The sequence below is a fragment of the Sphingobium sp. BS19 genome (assembly GCF_027925545.1).
Classification (GTDB): Bacteria; Pseudomonadota; Alphaproteobacteria; order Sphingomonadales; family Sphingomonadaceae; genus Sphingobium.
Window position 1 is genome coordinate 173,466 of the sequence record NZ_BSEF01000003.1, and the last position, 17,312, is coordinate 190,777.

General features: G+C 56.3%; 17 protein-coding genes. 7 read left to right on the forward strand and 10 right to left on the reverse strand.

Annotation, left to right across the window (positions count from 1 at the left end; all coding sequences use genetic code 11):
• The first annotated feature begins 139 nt into the window (after positions 1–139).
• The 6 genes from QMG56_RS04405 (at position 140) to QMG56_RS04430 (ending at position 6,596) form a co-directional block, all read left to right on the forward strand.
• The gene (locus QMG56_RS04405) at positions 140–1,210 is read left to right on the forward strand and encodes a hypothetical protein (RefSeq protein ID WP_281821369.1); all 1,071 of its coding nucleotides are present in this window, start codon (positions 140–142) and stop codon (positions 1,208–1,210) included.
• A 242-nt stretch (positions 1,211–1,452) separates the two neighbouring features.
• Positions 1,453–1,740 carry a hypothetical protein gene (locus QMG56_RS04410; protein ID WP_281821370.1) on the forward strand — a complete coding sequence of 96 codons (288 nt, stop codon included), beginning with the start codon at positions 1,453–1,455 and terminating at the stop codon, positions 1,738–1,740.
• Positions 1,741–2,155: 415 nt separating this feature from the next.
• Positions 2,156–2,443 (forward strand): hypothetical protein, encoded by a 288-nt coding sequence (locus QMG56_RS04415; protein WP_281821372.1) that lies wholly within the window; start codon positions 2,156–2,158, stop codon positions 2,441–2,443.
• 1,273 nt (positions 2,444–3,716) lie between these two features.
• On the forward strand, positions 3,717–5,009 hold the full coding sequence (locus QMG56_RS04420) for a hypothetical protein (RefSeq protein WP_281821373.1): 1,293 nt from the start codon (positions 3,717–3,719) through the stop codon (positions 5,007–5,009).
• Positions 5,010–5,161: 152 nt separating this feature from the next.
• Positions 5,162–5,638, forward strand: a complete 477-nt coding sequence (locus QMG56_RS04425; RefSeq protein ID WP_281821374.1) for a hypothetical protein — start codon at positions 5,162–5,164, stop codon at positions 5,636–5,638.
• Entirely contained in the window at positions 5,571–6,596 is a 1,026-nt protein-coding gene (locus QMG56_RS04430) for a hypothetical protein (protein ID WP_281821375.1), read from the forward strand. The genes QMG56_RS04425 and QMG56_RS04430 overlap by 68 nt, the downstream gene beginning before the upstream one ends.
• Before the next feature lie 36 nt (positions 6,597–6,632).
• Here QMG56_RS04430 and QMG56_RS04435 read toward each other — a convergent pair whose 3' ends face one another.
• The 7 genes from QMG56_RS04435 to yhhA all read right to left on the reverse strand — a co-directional run bounded on the left by QMG56_RS04435 (position 6,633) and on the right by yhhA (position 12,090).
• Positions 6,633–7,091: a hypothetical protein gene (locus QMG56_RS04435; protein ID WP_281821376.1), complete on the reverse strand. Its 459-nt coding sequence runs from the start codon at positions 7,089–7,091 to the stop codon at positions 6,633–6,635.
• A gap of 170 nt (positions 7,092–7,261) precedes the next feature.
• Positions 7,262–8,338: an IS5 family transposase gene (locus QMG56_RS04440; RefSeq protein WP_281821377.1), complete on the reverse strand. Its 1,077-nt coding sequence runs from the start codon at positions 8,336–8,338 to the stop codon at positions 7,262–7,264.
• The gene (locus QMG56_RS04445; protein ID WP_281821378.1) at positions 8,299–9,108 is read right to left on the reverse strand and encodes a hypothetical protein; all 810 of its coding nucleotides are present in this window, start codon (positions 9,106–9,108) and stop codon (positions 8,299–8,301) included. The genes QMG56_RS04440 and QMG56_RS04445 overlap by 40 nt, the downstream gene beginning before the upstream one ends.
• Positions 9,109–9,372: 264 nt before the next feature.
• The gene (locus QMG56_RS04450) at positions 9,373–10,203 is read right to left on the reverse strand and encodes an HEXXH motif-containing putative peptide modification protein (RefSeq protein WP_281821379.1); all 831 of its coding nucleotides are present in this window, start codon (positions 10,201–10,203) and stop codon (positions 9,373–9,375) included.
• The gene (gene yhhC / locus QMG56_RS04455; RefSeq protein ID WP_281821380.1) at positions 10,200–10,781 is read right to left on the reverse strand and encodes a cyclophane-containing peptide 2OG-Fe(II) oxygenase YhhC; all 582 of its coding nucleotides are present in this window, start codon (positions 10,779–10,781) and stop codon (positions 10,200–10,202) included. The genes QMG56_RS04450 and yhhC overlap by 4 nt, the downstream gene beginning before the upstream one ends.
• Entirely contained in the window at positions 10,778–11,902 is a 1,125-nt protein-coding gene (gene yhhB, locus QMG56_RS04460; protein ID WP_281821382.1) for a cyclophane-forming radical SAM/SPASM peptide maturase YhhB, read from the reverse strand. The genes yhhC and yhhB overlap by 4 nt, the downstream gene beginning before the upstream one ends.
• A 17-nt stretch (positions 11,903–11,919) precedes the next feature.
• On the reverse strand, positions 11,920–12,090 hold the full coding sequence (gene yhhA / locus QMG56_RS04465) for a YhhA family cyclophane-containing RiPP (RefSeq protein ID WP_281821383.1): 171 nt from the start codon (positions 12,088–12,090) through the stop codon (positions 11,920–11,922).
• A 489-nt stretch (positions 12,091–12,579) separates the two neighbouring features.
• Between yhhA and QMG56_RS04470 the strand changes: the two genes are divergently transcribed.
• Positions 12,580–14,496, forward strand: coding sequence for an SIR2 family protein (locus QMG56_RS04470; protein ID WP_281821384.1), 1,917 nt, complete (start codon positions 12,580–12,582; stop codon positions 14,494–14,496).
• A gap of 161 nt (positions 14,497–14,657) precedes the next feature.
• Here the strand turns inward: QMG56_RS04470 and QMG56_RS04475 are convergent, their stop codons facing one another.
• The 3 genes from QMG56_RS04475 to QMG56_RS04485 form a co-directional block, all read right to left on the reverse strand.
• Positions 14,658–15,353 (reverse strand): hypothetical protein, encoded by a 696-nt coding sequence (locus tag QMG56_RS04475; RefSeq protein WP_281821386.1) that lies wholly within the window; start codon positions 15,351–15,353, stop codon positions 14,658–14,660.
• A gap of 416 nt (positions 15,354–15,769) precedes the next feature.
• Positions 15,770–16,804: an IS110 family transposase gene (locus QMG56_RS04480; RefSeq protein ID WP_281821388.1), complete on the reverse strand. Its 1,035-nt coding sequence runs from the start codon at positions 16,802–16,804 to the stop codon at positions 15,770–15,772.
• Positions 16,805–16,934: 130 nt separating this feature from the next.
• The gene (locus QMG56_RS04485) at positions 16,935–17,195 is read right to left on the reverse strand and encodes a hypothetical protein (protein ID WP_281821390.1); all 261 of its coding nucleotides are present in this window, start codon (positions 17,193–17,195) and stop codon (positions 16,935–16,937) included.
• Positions 17,196–17,312 lie beyond the last annotated feature (117 nt).

Here is a 17,312-nt window from a genome sequence, read left to right on the forward strand (position 1 = left end):
CATCGGCTAGTTGAAGGGCCAAAGCCCTCGGGTCGCCTTCTGTTCGTACGAAGCCTTCGGGATTCCCGCATCACCCAAACGGGTGACAGCCATAGAAAACTAGATTATTTACCCCACTGCAGCGGGGGCAGCATCATTCATGGATGAAGACCGGTTACTGGATGGCATATACGAGGCCGGAGTCTTTCAAGAACGATGGCCCGAAGTGTTGCATGACATTGCGAAGCACGTCGGTGCGCGAGGTGGTAATCTCATTCGGAGCAACGCCTCTGGCGTGACTTTGACTTCCTCGCTGGCGGTCGCGGACCTGACGCAGGAGTTCATTTCGGCTGGGTGGAATGAGAAGAACAGCCGAGTAAGTCGGCTTTTAAGTCTTTCGCCGCATCCTGGTTTCCTCACCGATGCGGATGTCCATACAGCGGCGGAATTGTCATCTTTGCCGATTTACACGGAGTTCCTGACGCCGAGGAAGGCCGACGCTGGAGCGGCGACTTTGATCCAGGGTGCGAGTCATGACGCAGTTGTCCTGGCCATCGAATGTTTTCCCGATCATGCGTCGGCAGCTGGCGCGGTTGCAAAGCTGAATCACTTGCGCCCCCATATCGCACGCGCTTTAGTGATGGGGAACAACGCCCAGAAGTTGCAGAACGCAAAGGTCATACAATCCTTTGAGGCGATGCAGCTGTCCGTGGCGTTACTCAGCAGGACCGGGAAAATCCTCGCCGCGACCACCTTGTTTTCCACTTTTCTCGGAGAGCTAATGCGCGATGGTCGATCTCGACTCATGATCATCGACGCCGAGGGAGACCGTCACTTCGAAACGGCGCTTCGAAAACTGGAGCATTCCAACACAGGCGCTTCTCTAGCGATCCGGGACAAAAACCGTGTTGGTCAAGCCGCGCTGCACCTGGTTCCAGCGAGACGGGACGCCCGTGACATCTTTTCCGACGTCTTCAGTTTCGCGATTCTTTCCCATCCAGACAACGCGTCAGTACCTGGAGCAGATTTGATTTCAGCCCTATTTGACCTGACCCCTGCCGAAGCACGGGTGGCACGCGCGATCGCCACGGGACAATCGCTGAAAGCCCTGTCCTCAGAACTCAGGACTTCCGAGGAGACACTGCGAACCCAGCTGAAAAAGGTATTCATGAAAACCTGCACACGCCGACAAGGCGACTTGTCTTTGCTCTTGTCCAAACTGGCAATTTAGCATGCGTCAGAACGGCAGAAGGCGGCGGGCAGATACCTGACCACTGGGGTTCGGTTGTGGCCGATAGCGGAAATGCAGCTCTTGAACGAAATGGAGTAGACCCAGACATTCCCGCCCATCTTTTAATGGAAACCTCACACCGCGGGCACAGCAGGTTTCATACGGTGGCGAAGTTGACCCAAGACTGACCGCAAACGGCTGCTGTCCTTTCCGATCGCGCCCAATATTTCTGCAGTGTAATCTTGTTCTGCGACGAACAGATCACGCGACTCCCGACCAGTGCGCAGTGCGATGACACGCGCTACGAGGTGCCATCGACCGCGGTGGTCAAGAGTGACGGTGAATATACCGTGCGCCAAGCGCATTCGAAGCGGATCGTGCTTCTGGAATTGCGTGATGGCTTCAGCTGCACCTTTGCCTTCTTCGGCAAAAGGCCCCCCTCGGCCAACTGCTGTCGCCAGAGCATCGTAACGCTGCCCTACAAGATGAGGGAGCTTAACCGCCGCGCCGCGCTTTTCAACGGAGGCTAAGACCAGCAACGTCTCGGTCACTGCCGCTTCGCTGCGCGCGAAAAGATCGAGACACTGGCCCCTCCAGCTTGCCGCTGCATCCCGTGCCGCCTCGAAAGGAGCGCGGGGTAGATTATCTCCGATAGGCGTGACTGCATTCATCGCCCCTTTCTATCCACGTAATCGTTTAAAGGGCGTAAGCATTGGCCGATTTCAGACTGTTCGGTTACGGGCAGGAAGATAGTGATAGCTGCCGATCCGCTTTTGCATATAGGCATGCTTGGACGTCATGAAAGCTGCCGGGCGGCAGGCGACCATTTTTCGCCGTTCATCGCCGTTGTTGCAATTCCAGATAGCCGACCTAGGCTGGTCACGCTAAATCGAATGTATGGACCAAGTTCAGCGAGAGATATGCCTCCGGTATGGTGCCAAGTTCATGCCATCCGATGAAACATACAAACTCGGTATTTCCGATAGCGCCCTCCGTGGTGAATTGCCGTTAAATGGCGTGCGCCATCCGCCGGAAAGTGGAACGACGGGCTGGTTCATCTGGTCCGGTGAACTGTCGGATGACCCCGACTTTTTCAAACCTCTTCACTTATATCACCTACAGCAGGACTGCCCTGCCGCGCTGCCGTTCATCGCTTTGCCGCCCGGATGGAGGTTCTTGGTTGCTCCTGGACACGAGGACATTTGGTCCGATAATGCCCTATTGAACACTTAAACCAGACAGTCGGCTCCCCACCCGTCAGCGCCGTTGTGGCGTCGGATTTGGTACGGACGTAACCGGACCGGCAGCATCGTCGCGACTCCCGCGGCCTTCACCCCTCCCAAATCGCTGAGGTGGTTGGGGGAGCGGACCGGCAGCTTTTAGGTCCTCGCCATAGGAAAGCCGACATCGGATCCGTGTGCCAAATTGCATCGGGTTTTTGCATCGCCGAGTGTCGATGTTTTCTGCGGTTCTTTGCTTGATACAGAATTTGTAATTTTTGCATCAGGAAGCATCGAATGCCTTAAGGGTCCCTTTGTTCATCCTTCGCCCACGAGACCTAAGTCCCCCCAAAAATTTTCGAATCCCGCGCTGTGCTTTTCAGTGTGCAATCTCTCATTAACCATGTAACATCATGCGCGGAGGGAGCTATCAGTGAGCGGCAGACTGTACGCGAGCTTTGTCAGTAATATGCTTCTGTGCGGATGCGTACAGAATGAGCGCCCGATCGGCTATATAAGTCCGCACAGCGACAAGATCGTCGAAAGGCCGCGCATGACGCAGCCTATCGACCGCGCGGTTGTTCTACGTGATGATGAGTCCAATCGTCTCGACCTCCGACTGAGCAAGCCCTACCAGACACGGCTGCTGTCCTCGCAAAGCAAGAATTATGAGATCCTGCTTCGGTTTACGAGCGGGAGTCCGATATCCGAGGACAGTTTCGACGTCTTCATCCCGGCTTTCCATTCGGAACATATAAAGTTCCTCGGAGCTACCGTCTCCACCTCAAGACATAATTTGGAAGTTCGCTTGTCTACTGACAGACTCGGAGCGGATCGCGTGATTGCCTCGATAGCTGCACCAGGCGGCGCTAGAGGAATCTTGGTATCTGCGGGCGGGGCGAAGTCTCTTCCCCTGCAAGCCCAAGCGTTTGAACCCGGCGCATACTGGGGGCGTCTTTGGCTAAAGCGCGACTGGCTCGGTCAGTCCTGTATAGGATTTGAGAACAGAACCGAGTTTGTTTTTATTGTCTCTACGGTCACATTTGCGGGCAAACAACCGCGGCAGGTAAACACCCGAATCGCGCCATATAAGCGCCGATGGCGCTGCTTGCGGGTTGGTCATGATCAGGTTCCGCTTAGCGTACAGTCTCAAGTAGCGCATATCGTTCCGAGTATTCTGAGTTGGCCAGGAAATTGAGGGGAGCAATTAGATGCAGTCGAGGATAGTACTAGCCGCGCTGGGTGCGCTTGGCTTAATCGCGGCAGAGCCAGCATATGCGCTACCGATGCTGGAGGAGCCCATTCCACTGCCTGCAAACTTTCAGGGCATTATCACGATTTATCCTGACAACCATAATACGAAGGAGGTTCGTAATTATTGGCTCGTGCCCAGCGTAGCTCGGATTGTTCGAACTCCAAATGGCAAGCTTGCTTTTGGCCTTGTACACTCCGGAGTATCGAGTTTTGATCCTGATGGTATTAACGCTCTACTAAATGTTACGATGCAGCCGTACGTCGATGACGCAACAATGCAGAGTGCGAAGACGTTAGTCGAAGCACAGGCGAAGGCTGATGGAGCTACGTCGGTTAACTTCCGTTATATTGCTCCGACAGAGACCACGGCTCAGCTACTTGTGGGCGGACAATACTACGATTGGAATGGTAAGGAAAAGTCGGTTGTCAAAGGTGGGCTAGTCGAGGCCGGTATTCCATTCCAGGTCAAGCTTTCTGACAAGTCTTTCGATGTGCGCGCCCTTGTGCAAGCAGGGGGCGATAACGCCTCTACGTTCGGCGTACTCTACACAATGAAGTTCAACGGCGTTCGTAATCGCTGCGACTTTGACGTCACAGCAAATTTCAAGGAAACATACGAGCACTTCAAAGCAGAGGTCAAGGCTTCCGGATGGTGGGGGGCTGTCGGCGGAGCAGCTAAAACAGAGTGGCAAACTCTTGTTGCAAAGGGCATTGTCAAACTGAACGTCAGACAGTGCCGACAGGAGGATTTTGACAAATTTGATGTTAGTAAAATTCTCGCATCGTTCATGGAACAACTCACAGAGCGCACCGGCTTTTTCGCTAAAGAGCTTAAGCCCTCAGGACTACCGGATGCGCCAGGTGGCGGCGGCAAGTGGGGATGGGGCGTCAGCGTCGGCGGCGGATTTGAACGATACGATGAAACCAAAGAACTTGCTTTCGCCGTCGACGCTCAGTTTACCGTGGAAGAGGAAGTTGCTTTAGGCATGAGCTTTCCATCTGGGGGACCTGAACTAAGGAAATATGTCAAGAATCTTTCCGATACTAACAAGCCATTTCCTACCTCATCCGATTTCCAGGCAATTGCCGGTCAGCACAAACAGTGCCGCAAAAACAACATTGCGGCACTTGATCAGATGAGGGCGTCCGGTCAGATAACTCAGTCTCAGTACGAGATACTTGTTGATAAGGCTATGGATCGCGGATGCTATGTCGATTACAGCTTGACGAAATTACGCCAGCTTCAGGGTCGCCCAGCCGGTGTTAACGCCGCCGGATCTGAGATCGGTAACGCAGATATTTTGGAATATCTGACAACTAAATGAAGCCCATTGCCTATCTCTTCCTTTTATCTGCGGCCGCATTATCAAGCGGCTGCGCGCAGCGATGGGGCGAAAGGTGGGCCGCTCTACCGTCGGATTGGCGCGGTAGTCGGCCCGCTGCAGCATCCAAGAGGCCGCCGGCTACTGCAAGTGGCATGAAGGGGTTCCGCTATGGGGGGACTTCTGGTTGGATCTTTGTAGAACCCAAAGAGCTTGATACATCATTGCAGCTGGGCGAGGCGAGGCGACTAGAATGGGTTGCTGATCCAACGGCGTTGTACGGCTTTTTGTCTCGCGATACCGAAGGTTATCATGTTCTCCTCGCCTCCACTCGCTCGACGCTGAGGTTCGCTGCCACGACCGAGCTGATACTTGTGGATTCAGACGGCAATCCGTCCGCTATCTTACCAAAGATTGGCTCGTTTTATAGTCTCGATACGGAACAAGTAGAATCGATAGATCCTAGCTCGAGGAGTGTGATCTGCACGTCAGCGGAGGCCGCGCTGCTTTCCAAGTTTGAGATAAAGCTTTTAGCGCGTGACAAGGCGAAGCAAAGGATATCTAATGATGAAGCTGAACGTATTCAGAATATGCTTGCCCCTTTTCTCGCTTTCGATGCCCCTCCTTGTTAGCCAAGAGGCATTTGGGCAAGCATTGTTCCCTAGTAATGTTCGCTTCGAGCTACTCAATCGTGTTGCTGTAGTTGACTCCCTTCAGCCTGGTTTCTACGTGCCCGTCCCTCTGGCTGCTGTTATATCTGACGGCCTTCAGGGAGTGCCCGCTGCTGGTCTCGTTCACTCTGGTTATTCTGTAATCGATCCGGATGGTAAAGTAGCGGTACTAAGTCTCACAATAGTTGCTCGGCGTCCAAATATAACTGCTGCTGAGGATCAGATGTTATTGCAGAAAGGCTATTTATCAGGAGCTGGCAACTATACTGGTAATACCTCGACGGTTTCGATGGACGTCTCGCTCGTTTCTAACCCTGCCGAGGAAGCACGACTTAGAAAGTTGCTAAAGCTACCAAAAGTTATTCAGGCCGGAGCCTCCCTTCCGCTTCAGATCCGTTGGGAAAGTCGCGATGGTCGAGAGATCTATAACTGGCTCACTAAGCCCGACGGACTAAAGTTTGTGTTGCGTTATCCCCTTGTCATTTCAGGGATGGTGAAGGTAGACGACTTTTTGCCGGTCGATAAAAGGAACGCTTGGTGGAATGCCCTTGCCAGTGGCGGCTCGACTCTTGAGTTTAAAGAGGGAGTCATTCCTGTTGCTATAGATTTACTAAGATCCTGTGGCGGGCTCTCGTCAAATGCCTCGTTGTTAAGAATGTCACAGTACGAGGGCCTTCAACTATCAAGAACAATATCGTTTCTGAATAAAATTACTAAGCATGGTCCGTCGGGAATGACCTTCATCGAAAGAGATGATTTGCTTGGACCTGCGTGGGATAGCTCAGATGTCGCTTCGATTCTGCAAACCGTGGCGGCACCGGAGCTTGAAGCGGGTGCTGTGTTCATGGTTAAACCTGAGCTTGTGAAGGATCTTAGCGGTACATCGAAAGGGCTCGAAGGCTTGATTGCGTCACCTTAGACGATGGGAGTCGAGAATATGCGGCAGATTTTCTGATCATATACCTTCGCAGAAGGCATTGGCTGTCTGAGCTAGGTTATCACTGACTGGGCGTCTGAATTTTACAGAATCTTCCTGGATGCTGCGAAGCCGTGTTATAGCAGTTCGACACTGGATGATGCCTGCTTTCGTTACCGCACCATCGGAAGGCCGCGTGAGAATAAAGCTCACTACTACGCCACCGCTAACACGGACTGGATCGGCACCAAAAAAAGTCGCAATATTTTTGGTATTTATAAAACTGCCGCCGGATTTCTCGACGTGAACGCGTAATACGCCCTTCACTTTTGACATCAGCAACTCGAGCCGAGCGGCACGGGCGATCGGCACCGCTCCTTGGGCATCGGCCGTGACCATCCGGGAAAAGAAGGTGTCGTAGCGCCTTCGCACCGCATCAATCCCCCCAATTCTAGCTTTGTCGCTGTCACTGGGCTTACCACCGTTGCTAGCCGCCACAGTGTCGCGCTTGGTCTGCGCAAGAGCGTCCAGCGTTGCAAGGTGGGCACCTCCATTTACCGGGCGATTTGATCGGATCTGGAGGGCTGACGTGGGATCTTCGGTAAATTCGGCCTCTTTTCCGGCATATCGCCGTGGCGTCAGGCGGTTTTCCTGGCTGCCGGGCGCACCTAGCCCATGGTGGCCCGTCGTTCATGGAAGATCAGGCGGTTCATATTGTACGCCAGATTGACGAGCGTGATCTTGGCCTCGGCACGCTTGATGCCGATGGTACGGATGAACAGGCCCATCTTTGCTTTCTGCTGGGCGAACACATGCTCGACCCGGGCACGGACCTTGGACTTCGTGGCATTACCGCGCCGGATATGCTCGGGCATCGGCGTACCCCTGGGCTTGCGGCGATGGACCCGGCTGACCCGGCCCTGCGCTTTGAGCCATTTCTCGTTGGCCTGGCTGCGATAGGCCGTATCGGCCCAGACGTCCGAAGCCGTGTTGTCGTTGGTCACCACGTCGCGAAGCATCCGGCCGTCGAACCTAGCGCCGTCGGTGGTCTTGCCCTTGCGAATGAAGCCGAAGGCCCGGCAGATCGCGATGCTGCTTTTATATCCAAAGCTCGGGATCGCGATATCGATCTGCCGCTTTCCGTCTGTCGCAGGCCGACCCTTGGCAAACTTGAGCGTCCAGCGCGCATCCGTATCCTTCTGCGCCGCCCGAGCCGGGGCATCGGGCCAAATCTCGGCGGCAGTCCTGCCTTCTTTGATCGCAGCCTTCTCAGGCTCGGTGTTCCGTTGCTTGGGCGCTGCCACCAGCGTCGCATCGACGATCTGCCCGCCCATGGGCAGATAGCCGCGTTCCTTGAGATGACGGTCGAAATCGGCAAACAGCGTATCGAGCGCGCCGGCGGCTGTGAGCCGCTCCCTGAACATGCGGATCGTGTTGGCATCCGGCGTAGCCGCGCCAAGGTCGAAGCCCAAAAAGCGCATCCAGCTCAACCGGTCGCGGATCAGATACTCCATGCGCCCGTCGCTCAAGTTGTTCTGCGCCGCCAAAATCAGCACCTTGAACATCGCCACCGGATCATACGGCGGTCTGCCGCCCTTCGCTCCATCCCCATAGGCCACCGCCGCCACCAACGTCTGGCGAAAAGCCTCAAAGTCGATGATCAGACCCAGTTCCTCCAGCGGATCGCCATTGGCCGAAAGCCGTTTCAGATGTTCCGATAAGCCGAAAAGTCCTGCTTGCCGCATGCCACGCTCCCGATCCTCAGGAACAATGAATCATACCAGCGACCGCATGGCGAGAGGTAAATGGAGGTGCCCAGGTTACCCAGCCGCGCGAGAAGGGGCGAGTTGGTTCCATCTGAAGCGACCTCAACAGTTCCGATAGCGCTCCCGGGTAGCCGCGCACGGTTTTTCAGTTTTGCGGCGACGGCTGTTAGTAACATCGAATCGGAGACGGACACATTTGCGGCGGTAGCTTCTGTTTCCGACCGTGCCATGCCGGCGATCGCCGAGATTACGGCAACCGCGCCAGGGACAAGCTTGACTGATTGCCCCCTGAGCGGGCCGCCAGAGTCGATGCCGAACGCCTCAAATTGTCTGGCCAGACCATCAATTTCAGCGGTTATGGAGCCGACAAGACCGAAGTCGAACGTATCGTCACGAGTCAGAAGCAGGACGTGATCGCCGGTGGGTACCGCCTCAGCAATTTTTGCGCCGCTAACGCGCACGGCAGGTGCTGTTAGGAGCATCGCTTCCATATCTCCGGCACCCGCATTGAGTTTGGTTGTGCCCGCATACGAGGGCAAGCCTAACGCCGACACTTTAGCCCGTTCGAGGTCGGCCTGCGCATTAATCTTGCCCGCTTCGGCCTTGAGCCTTTCGGCCTCAGCATTAATTTTTGCGGTATCGGCGATAGTCCCTGCGGTCGGATCGTTTTGTGCACTTGTCTGAGTGGATAGGGCAAACAAAATAGCGGCGGCAGCCGCCCTGCTTCGAAAATTGAAGAGTTTTCCCACCTTGTTGCTCCCCGCCAGTCCGAGAAATTTAACATGAGAGCACAAAAAGATATAGTCTCGTCAGGTCATGACGGGACTGGCACGGCCCTCGTAATCAACAGATCATCAGGCGATAAGGCAAAAAGCCTACTCAGGGGACGTTTGCGGGAGGGGGCGAAATCCTACGCTAAGGATTTTGGCCAGCGGTATTCGCTGGTGAGGTTGATGTGCTCCCATCCCAGCGTCGAGACATGGGCGAGGAGATCGGGCGGAATGACAACGCCCTCAGCGGCTCCCTGATGCAAAAATCTGATGCAAAGATGGTGCCCATAAAGGGGACAAATCCACGGTTTCAGTCCCTATCCCCTGATGCAAAAGTTTTGATTTTCGGTTCGGCTGCGGCAACCTGCTCAGTGTTACCGCTTCAGACCATTGTCGCGCCAATGTGCATCCAGTGGGGGTCAATCCTGATGACAATGTCGCCAAATCGATCGAGCTGACCTCTTCGGCGATGTCATGAAGACGGCCTTGGACATGATCGGTCGCCGCCGCATCGGTTCCGCTGACCAGCATGCGAAAGGCGGTGTGAAGACAGGAAAAGACGAACAGCCCATGCAGGACTCCGCCTATGGGGCGCGCCTCCTCGCGCCAAGGTGACAACATAGTGTCAGCTGGACTTTGGACCAGCGGTCGATCGTTCTCAAGAAGTGTGAGTTCGAGATGCATTGCCTCATGAATCACGCCTTCGGCAAAGCGGAGCGCGCCGATCTCGTCATGGCGATCGGGCACGGAGACAAAAACGCGGTGGAGCCAACACGGTTCGCTGTGGCTCACATCATAACCCGGCTTTGCATCGAGCAGGTGAATTTCCTGGATCGCGCCTCGTACGACATCGGCGAGGGCACCGCATTGTTCGATCAGTTGCTGGGAGCGCAGGCACATGTCCGGATCGATCGTCACGGTGACGAGGGTGGTAAGCCCTTGTAGGACCACGTCTGACATTACGTCCTGCGGCGCAGCGACGATCCTGTCCCGAAGCCAAGTCGGCGACGCGGGCGGCCGACGGTTGTGGGTTCTGCCCGGTAGGCGCCACGGCACCGTTTCGGCATCAGTCACGCCTGCCCAACGTCCTTGAAGGAATACACCAGCGTGTAGCGTTCGCCCGATGCGATCGTGGAGACGGCGTGGAACGACCTTGGACTGATCTCGAACGCGAAGGAGGAGCCGTGCAGCGGTCGCACTATGCGTCGCACATCGGTGGCCGTCGCGCTGCCGAACAGCATTAGCAATCCGCCCTGCTTGTCTGACCATCCGCGATTGAGCTGCACCAAAATTCGGTGGGTTTCCCCATCGTCAAGGTGGTCGTTGTGGATCCGGATGGTCTGACCGGGGAGCAGTTTGTGCGCCGTCACCTCCGTCAAACGCGGAAGGCGCGCGCCAATGGGCAGAAGCAGACCCGAGCAAAGGTTCGTTGCGACTTCATCGGATACGATGGACTGGACATGCGGCGGCAGGGCGGCGGCATCCAAGTGCATCTCCCACTGCTCGTAGAAGCTGGCGATTCTCAGCTTCCAAGGAGCATCGCCCTCGAACCAATCTAGCAGTGCTCCGCACAGATCGGATGGAAGCGGCGATCTTGAGGTGGCGTGTGGAAACGGTTCCCGCCTTGCGTTACAAATGAAGGTCGTGGTCATGCGGCCACCCGGTTGAGATGACCGGACAGATGGGCACGCATGCGCTCCACTAGCATCCGCTGATCCTCACAGAACACGGTCGGATTGTCGTAGCCCCGGCTCGCACTGAAACGATGCGTCATCATCCCGCCTCCGCACACTTTCAAGATTGGGCACGCTTGGCAAACGGCAGAACTCGGTCTCTGAGCGCGATGATATTCGAGAAATTCTTCGCTTTCAGCGAACTGCGCGATGGAGTTACCCCCCGCGAACAAGATTGACGAGAAGGCGTCGCGTGGCGAGCTGCTCTTGAGAGTATCATTCTTCTTAATGGATCCGTCCGTATCAATCACTAGGATTCCGTAATCGGTTAGGCCGACGCCCTCCTTCACTCCGCTCCCCCCCAACAGGAGCTTCATCATGTCGTCGAGCATGCGGATGCGAAACGGGTTTGGATCAGCGATGTATCGGTCGAGTATGCCGCAAATCCAGCGTCCGTACTCGACCGACCCGTAAGCAGCCTTTCCGTAGGGCAGTTCGTCGTGGTTCCCGTCGCGATACAGGAAATCCACACTGGGCGTTCCGAGATCGCGGAACCAGTCGTATACGAACGACGGATCGGATGTTGGATCCACGACGGCCAGGACCCCTGAGAACAGATGGTTGCCCCAACGATGCGCCTTGAGGCGTTCTATACCGGCAAGGACCTTGGCATGTGTCGGCTTGCCGGTAAGGTCAATCCGGAAGCGGTCGTGGATCTCCGCCGGCCCATCGATGCTCACGGAGATGGTGACGCCATGATCCGCACAGGCATCGAGTATATCCGTATCAATCAGCACGCCGTTGGTCTGCACACTGATGCCGCAGGTGTCACTCAACTCCGCCCTCAGTTGAGCGAACAATGCTGCAAGCTCACCGGCACGCATGAGCAGCGGCTCGCCGCCATGCAATACGACGGAGAACGGTCGGCCCTGCGAATGCAAAAGATCTCCAAGGTCGGCGCATACGCTGGCTTGGACTTCTCGGCTCAGCCGCTTCGGCTGATATCGCCAACCGTCGTCACCCATGTGATAGACGTAGCAGTAGCCGCAATCCAGGTTGCAGCGGCTCGCGACCTTGAGGAGGACAGTGTCGATGTGCACCGGCCTGAACCGTTCGCTTACCGGTTGTGACGGTTGAAGGTGCGGTTGTAGCTGCGCGGCACACCTGATTCCTCGACGCGGACTTCCTCGATCAACCGCGCGATCGCTGGACTGGTGAACTCGACCTCGAGCGCGTCGTCCGATGAGTAAGCGGTGCGATCGGCGGTCGTCCAAGCGGCATCGTCCATGAGAGTCTCCTTGATTGAGTTTCTATCATAGCGGTTCGTCAACCCAAACCCAAGCCCCGATCCAGACGATCTTTTGGCACTAACGTTCAATCTTCTCAACCGACCACGAATCCAAACATATTATCACAGTTTAGGCCAAATGACCCAAACTATCCTGTTAGTTCTCTATCGGCTATCATGAAACCTATTCACAGCTGATGGCAGTGAATTTCCTACTCTTGTGCATCATTGATGCGAACTTCGTAAGCTTGGATCAAGCGAAATATGTGACAATCTGCGTCAATTTCTAAAATTTACCGCCTTTATTCGTACTGTTATTACGTTGTAGACCGGAGCGTATCCTCACGTTAGCCTCTCTCGGGTAACAGAGTGGAGAAACCCTTGCCGACACGACCGCAGATTGGCCCACGACCGCGAGAGATCAGCGAGCTTGTCCAAGATCTTCAGCGCGCTCGGGGACATCCCCGTGAAGGAGGGGATGGCGCAGACGTGGCTGAAAATGTCGGCCAGGCGCGGAATCGTGGCCGTGCAGTTTTTCTTATCGGTGCCGGTTGCTCCGCCAGTGCGGGCATTCCGCTAGCGGCGGGCGTTGCTAAGGAAGCCATCCTACGCATCGCCGACGACTACGGCGTCGCGCGCGACGGGCCGAGCGCCGATGAGGCTCTCGTCGCCCTTATCGCCACCAACCGCGTGCCCGATCGATACGGTCCGGTCGATGGCGTGATACCGTGGGGCAGGCTCTACAGTTACATCTTCACCGAACACATGAAGCATCCGAACGAGCAGCGCGAGCTTATCAGCCGGCTAGTCGAGGACAAGGAATACACTCTCAACTGGGCACACGCCTGCCTCGGTGCCCTCGTGCAAAAGCGCTTCGTTCATACGATTCTAACCACCAACTTCGACCAGCTCGCACTACAGGGCGTGATACGCACCGGCATCGTGCCGGTAGTCGCGGACGGACTCGAATCGCTTAACCGCATTTCGCCCACGCCGTCACGGCCACAGGTCGTGCACCTGCACGGATCGATGCACACCTATGAGCTAAGGAACAGCTATGCCGCACTGAGGGAGACAGAGGACGATCGCGGCCTCCAGGTCATGATGATGAGCCTGCTCAAGGAGGCTAGCGTCCTCGTGGTCGTGGGCTATGCCGGCGGAGAGGAGGGGGTCATGACCCTCTTGCAGTATGCCGCGAAGGCGCTGCCCCGCATGGTTGTCTACTGGATCGCCTACGAGGACGATCTGGACCTGCTTTCCGACCGAGCCAAAGCGCTGCTCGCCACTGGTGAAAACAAGTTCTTCATCCTCGGCCAGAAGGCGGACGACTTTTTCAATCAGGTGGTAGGCGAGGCCGGGATCGGTGCCCCGGATTGGCTCAGCGATCCGCTTGGGGTGCTGGAACGCCAAGCAGACATCAGCATCGATTCGAGTGCGGGTCCTGACGTGAAAAGGCTGCAAGAGGCATACAAGGCGCGGGTGGCGCATGCTGTGGAACATGGTAGGCTCGATAGGACGTCAACGGACGACGCGACAGAATTCCGATCTGCGTTGCAATTCCGTAAGGCGGTCGAGGCCATCGAAGCCAACGACGAATTCTCAGCAGACGACGACCTCCTCGCAATCCACGCCGACAGCCTCTTCAACCATTACAAGCGCAGACTCTCCGATCACGAAGCGTTGAAGACGGCTATCGACGAACTGCGTGTCCTAGTGGAGCGAACCGGGGTCGAACGAACGGCTGACGTCATCACGTACATCGAAGCGCTGCGGGAGCAGTCCGATGCACTCGCGGAGGACGCGACTAAACTCGCCGAGGTTTTCTCGCTGATCGAGGACATTGCGACGCGGGTGAGGGACGGTTTGGACGCCCATGCACAACAGCGCGAATGGTCACAGATGACTTTCTATCTCGCTGAAGCCGTTCAATCGCAGGCCGAGCAGGAGCGGCGCGGCGACGACGATGCGGTCGGTGCGACGAAGAAAAAACGGAAGGCGCGCTTGGAGGAGGCGCGGCAATTTTATGCCGCTGCGCTTCCCGGTCTTTCCTCCAAGGATGCGAATAAGGCCAAGGAATGCAAGGAGGGTCTCGCTGGCGCACTCATCGCCTTAGCTGAGTATGAGGGGGAAGGCGTTCAAGCCGCAAGCCGATTGAGAGAGGCCCAAACGCTGTTTCGCGAGGTGGTCCAGTGGACCGGCTTGAACACGCCCGGCGAACAGCACGCTGGTGCACTTGAGAACCTGGCGGAGGCGATCCGTTCAATGCGGGCGAAATTCAATGACGAGGCACACGGCTCCCGTGTCGAGGAGGCGCAATTTTTCGAGGCCGCGTTGAGCATCTACGAGGCGCTCGATGATGAGCATAGTGCTGGTCGAATCCGCAACCGGTTGCATTGCGAAGCGTAATTTGACCAACAGTGCTTTAGATCATGGAATGATTACACAGCACACCAGACGCGGGCACCGATGATTTTCACGGCGGCCAACCTATCGTCCTGATGCAAAACTGGTGATCTTCGTATCATGGATGCTCTGCGCCACCCTGACATGGCGGTTACGTGCTGCGTCTAAAGATCCTTGCCAAGATTCGTCACCGCTTGGTCACGGCTATTCTGGTTCAGCTTCGCCGCAGCCTCGAACTCGGCCTTGTCCATGTAGCTGAGGGAGGTAGACCCGCGCAGGTTGCCCTGACGCCCGCATAGGCCGACCGTGAGATACGCAAATCGAACTCGATTAATGATCTGCACCTTTCCATCGCTATAGCCCGCAGCCATGCTATCCACCGGTACGGCATAGCGTTCTTTGCTCAGCGTCGCGAGGTTAGCGCGAGCGATCATCAGGTTAACTTGACTATCGTCTACATTCGGAGTGGGGTCATAGTTGCGCTCGTATTTTGTCTTCAGTAGCTCATCATAGTAGCGAAACGCTTGAACACCACCCTGGATGCAACCAGGTGTTCCAAACTCATACGGCTCCGGCGAAATATCGACTGCGAACAGCACACCATTGCGGAAAGTGAAGTTCAACCGGCTCTTTTTTCCGGCGACTTCAAATTTCGAGTACATGCCGTGACTGACATTGACCTCAACACGATCTTTTTTCTGTTTGATTTTAGCGCTGCTCACCCCTGGAATTTTCACAGCCACATCAACAACCTGCTGCGGAATCATTCCCGCTTCAAAGTCGCCCCAGAGCTTGGTTCCAGCAAACGCTGGTGCGGCACAAAAGAGTGCTGCGGTGACAAAAACAAATCCGAATTTCATATGTCCCCCGGTACTTACAGATTCCACCTAGCATCATGGGGCGAAATCGTCAGTCAGAAACAGGGGCAGCAGTTTGCCAAGCTTCGACCTAAAAATGCGTAGGTCTATAGATCGCGGTCTGATGCAAAAGTTTTGATTTGTGCATCACGAATGGCATCTGTGGACGCCCCTTTGGATGCAAGCGGTAAATTTGGGTATGTTGGCACGTAGTCGGATGCTGTCATCTGTCCGGCCTCGATGAGCAGCGCCATAGCTGCGGGCCAGTATGGGAGTTCGCGGACCGGATCCATTACAGGCTTGCGCGCTTGGGTAGCGCTCTGCCATTCACTGGTTCTTCCGGCCCCGTCTCGCCGACTGTTGTGCCATACCCTCCTTCGGCCGCCTACGTCCCCGACGCCTCTGGCCGCTGCCTTGGCTTATGCCGCGACAACCACCGGAGCTCTGTAATCTTCCTTCTTTGTGAGCAACGCCCAGACCATGCGCGCCATCTTGTTCGCCAGCGCGACCGAGACGAGCATGCGCGGTTTGCGTGCCAGCATCCGCTCCAACCATGATCCGGCCGGCGCGCCAAAGCGACACGCCTGTCGCACCATCGAGCTGCCCCCGATGATGAGTAGCCGCCTGATGGTCCGTTCGCCCATCTTCGATATGCTGCCAAGCCTCTGTTTCCCGCCGGTCGAGTGCTGGCGCGGGGCGAGACCGAGCCAGGCGGCGAAGTCACGACCCTTGCGGAATGTTTCGATCGGAGGAGCTAGCGCAATGATGGCGGTGGCGGCGATAGGACCGATGCCGGGGATGGTCATCAGCCGCCGGGCCGCTTCGTCCTCCTTTGCTCGCCGGGCGATCTCACGATCGAGCACAGAGATCTGCTTGTCGAGATCGGTCAGCAGTTCGACCATGAGCTTGAACATCGGCCGCGCTGCTTCCGGCAGGGTCGAGGCCATCTCCTCATCCTCGAGGAGGTCGGCGAGCATCGTCATATGCGCCGTCCCGCGCGGCGCTACCCAGCCATACTCGGCCAAATGACCTCGGATCGCATTGATGAGCTGGGTGCGCTGACGCACAACCAGATCGCGTGTCCGGAACACAAGCCCAGCAGCCTGCTGCTCCTCGCTCTTCACCGCAACGAAGCGCATGCCGGGGCGCTGCGCCGCTTCGCAGATCGCTTCGGCATCGATCGCATCGTTCTTGTTCCGCTTCACGAACGGCTTCACGTAGGCCGGTGGGATCAGTCGCACCTCATGTCCCATCGCCTGTAACTCGCGCGCCCAGTGATGCGCGCCACCGCACGCCTCAAGCGCAACCACGCACGTCGGCTGAGTTGCAAAGAAGTCTAGCAGCTTGCCCCTCGTCAGCTTGCGACTGAACACCATCGCGCCGCGCTCATCAGCGCCGTGCGCATGAAAAACGTTCTTAGCAATATCCAAACCAATCGTGATAACTTCCGACACGGACGCCTCCTTCAGTGGTGAATCAACACCTCCACTTTGGCACATAGATGCCGTCGGGGGGCGTCCACCCCATCAGGTTCGGGATCGGCAGAACTAGTCTGGAACGACCAACTTTGGTCGTTTACCGCGCTTAGTGCGGGGCACGTCGAGCCATAAAAAGCCCCATTAGCGAGGTAAATGGCAAAAGAGCGATGCTCGTCAGGAGCAAGCCAAGCAGCATCATACCAGGCGGCGGTCCATCAACATCTTGGAAGCAGATCACATCAACGCTACCGACAAAGAAAAGAATGGCGGGAAAGCAAACTCCGCTCAGCGCGGTACGCCACTTGTCGCATGCTCCCGCACGATGAACAATGACCGATGCCACACAAGTCAACAGCGCACCTGCCACGGTAAGTCCTAGAAGAACGGCCAAGCCAACCCACATACCCCGTAAGGTACCCGGCTATCGGAATGTCTGCAACTGGGATCCGTACTGGCCACATTCAATGGCAACAAATGGCGCATT

What these genes read in the sequence shown, in the direction of transcription:
- QMG56_RS04405 (WP_281821369.1), top strand. Translation starts at nt 140, where the DNA reads ATGGATGAAGACCGGTTACTGGATGGCATATACGAGGCCGGAGTCTTT.
- QMG56_RS04415 (WP_281821372.1), top strand. Translation starts at nt 2,156, where the DNA reads ATGCCATCCGATGAAACATACAAACTCGGTATTTCCGATAGCGCCCTC.
- QMG56_RS04420 (WP_281821373.1), top strand. Translation starts at nt 3,717, where the DNA reads ATGCTGGAGGAGCCCATTCCACTGCCTGCAAACTTTCAGGGCATTATC.
- QMG56_RS04425 (WP_281821374.1), top strand. Translation starts at nt 5,162, where the DNA reads ATGAAGGGGTTCCGCTATGGGGGGACTTCTGGTTGGATCTTTGTAGAA.
- QMG56_RS04430 (WP_281821375.1), top strand. Translation starts at nt 5,571, where the DNA reads ATGATGAAGCTGAACGTATTCAGAATATGCTTGCCCCTTTTCTCGCTT.
- QMG56_RS04440 (WP_281821377.1), bottom strand. Translation starts at nt 8,338, where the DNA reads ATGCGGCAAGCAGGACTTTTCGGCTTATCGGAACATCTGAAACGGCTT.
- yhhC (WP_281821380.1), bottom strand. Translation starts at nt 10,781, where the DNA reads ATGACCACGACCTTCATTTGTAACGCAAGGCGGGAACCGTTTCCACAC.
- yhhA (WP_281821383.1), bottom strand. Translation starts at nt 12,090, where the DNA reads ATGGACGATGCCGCTTGGACGACCGCCGATCGCACCGCTTACTCATCG.
- QMG56_RS04475 (WP_281821386.1), bottom strand. Translation starts at nt 15,353, where the DNA reads ATGAAATTCGGATTTGTTTTTGTCACCGCAGCACTCTTTTGTGCCGCA.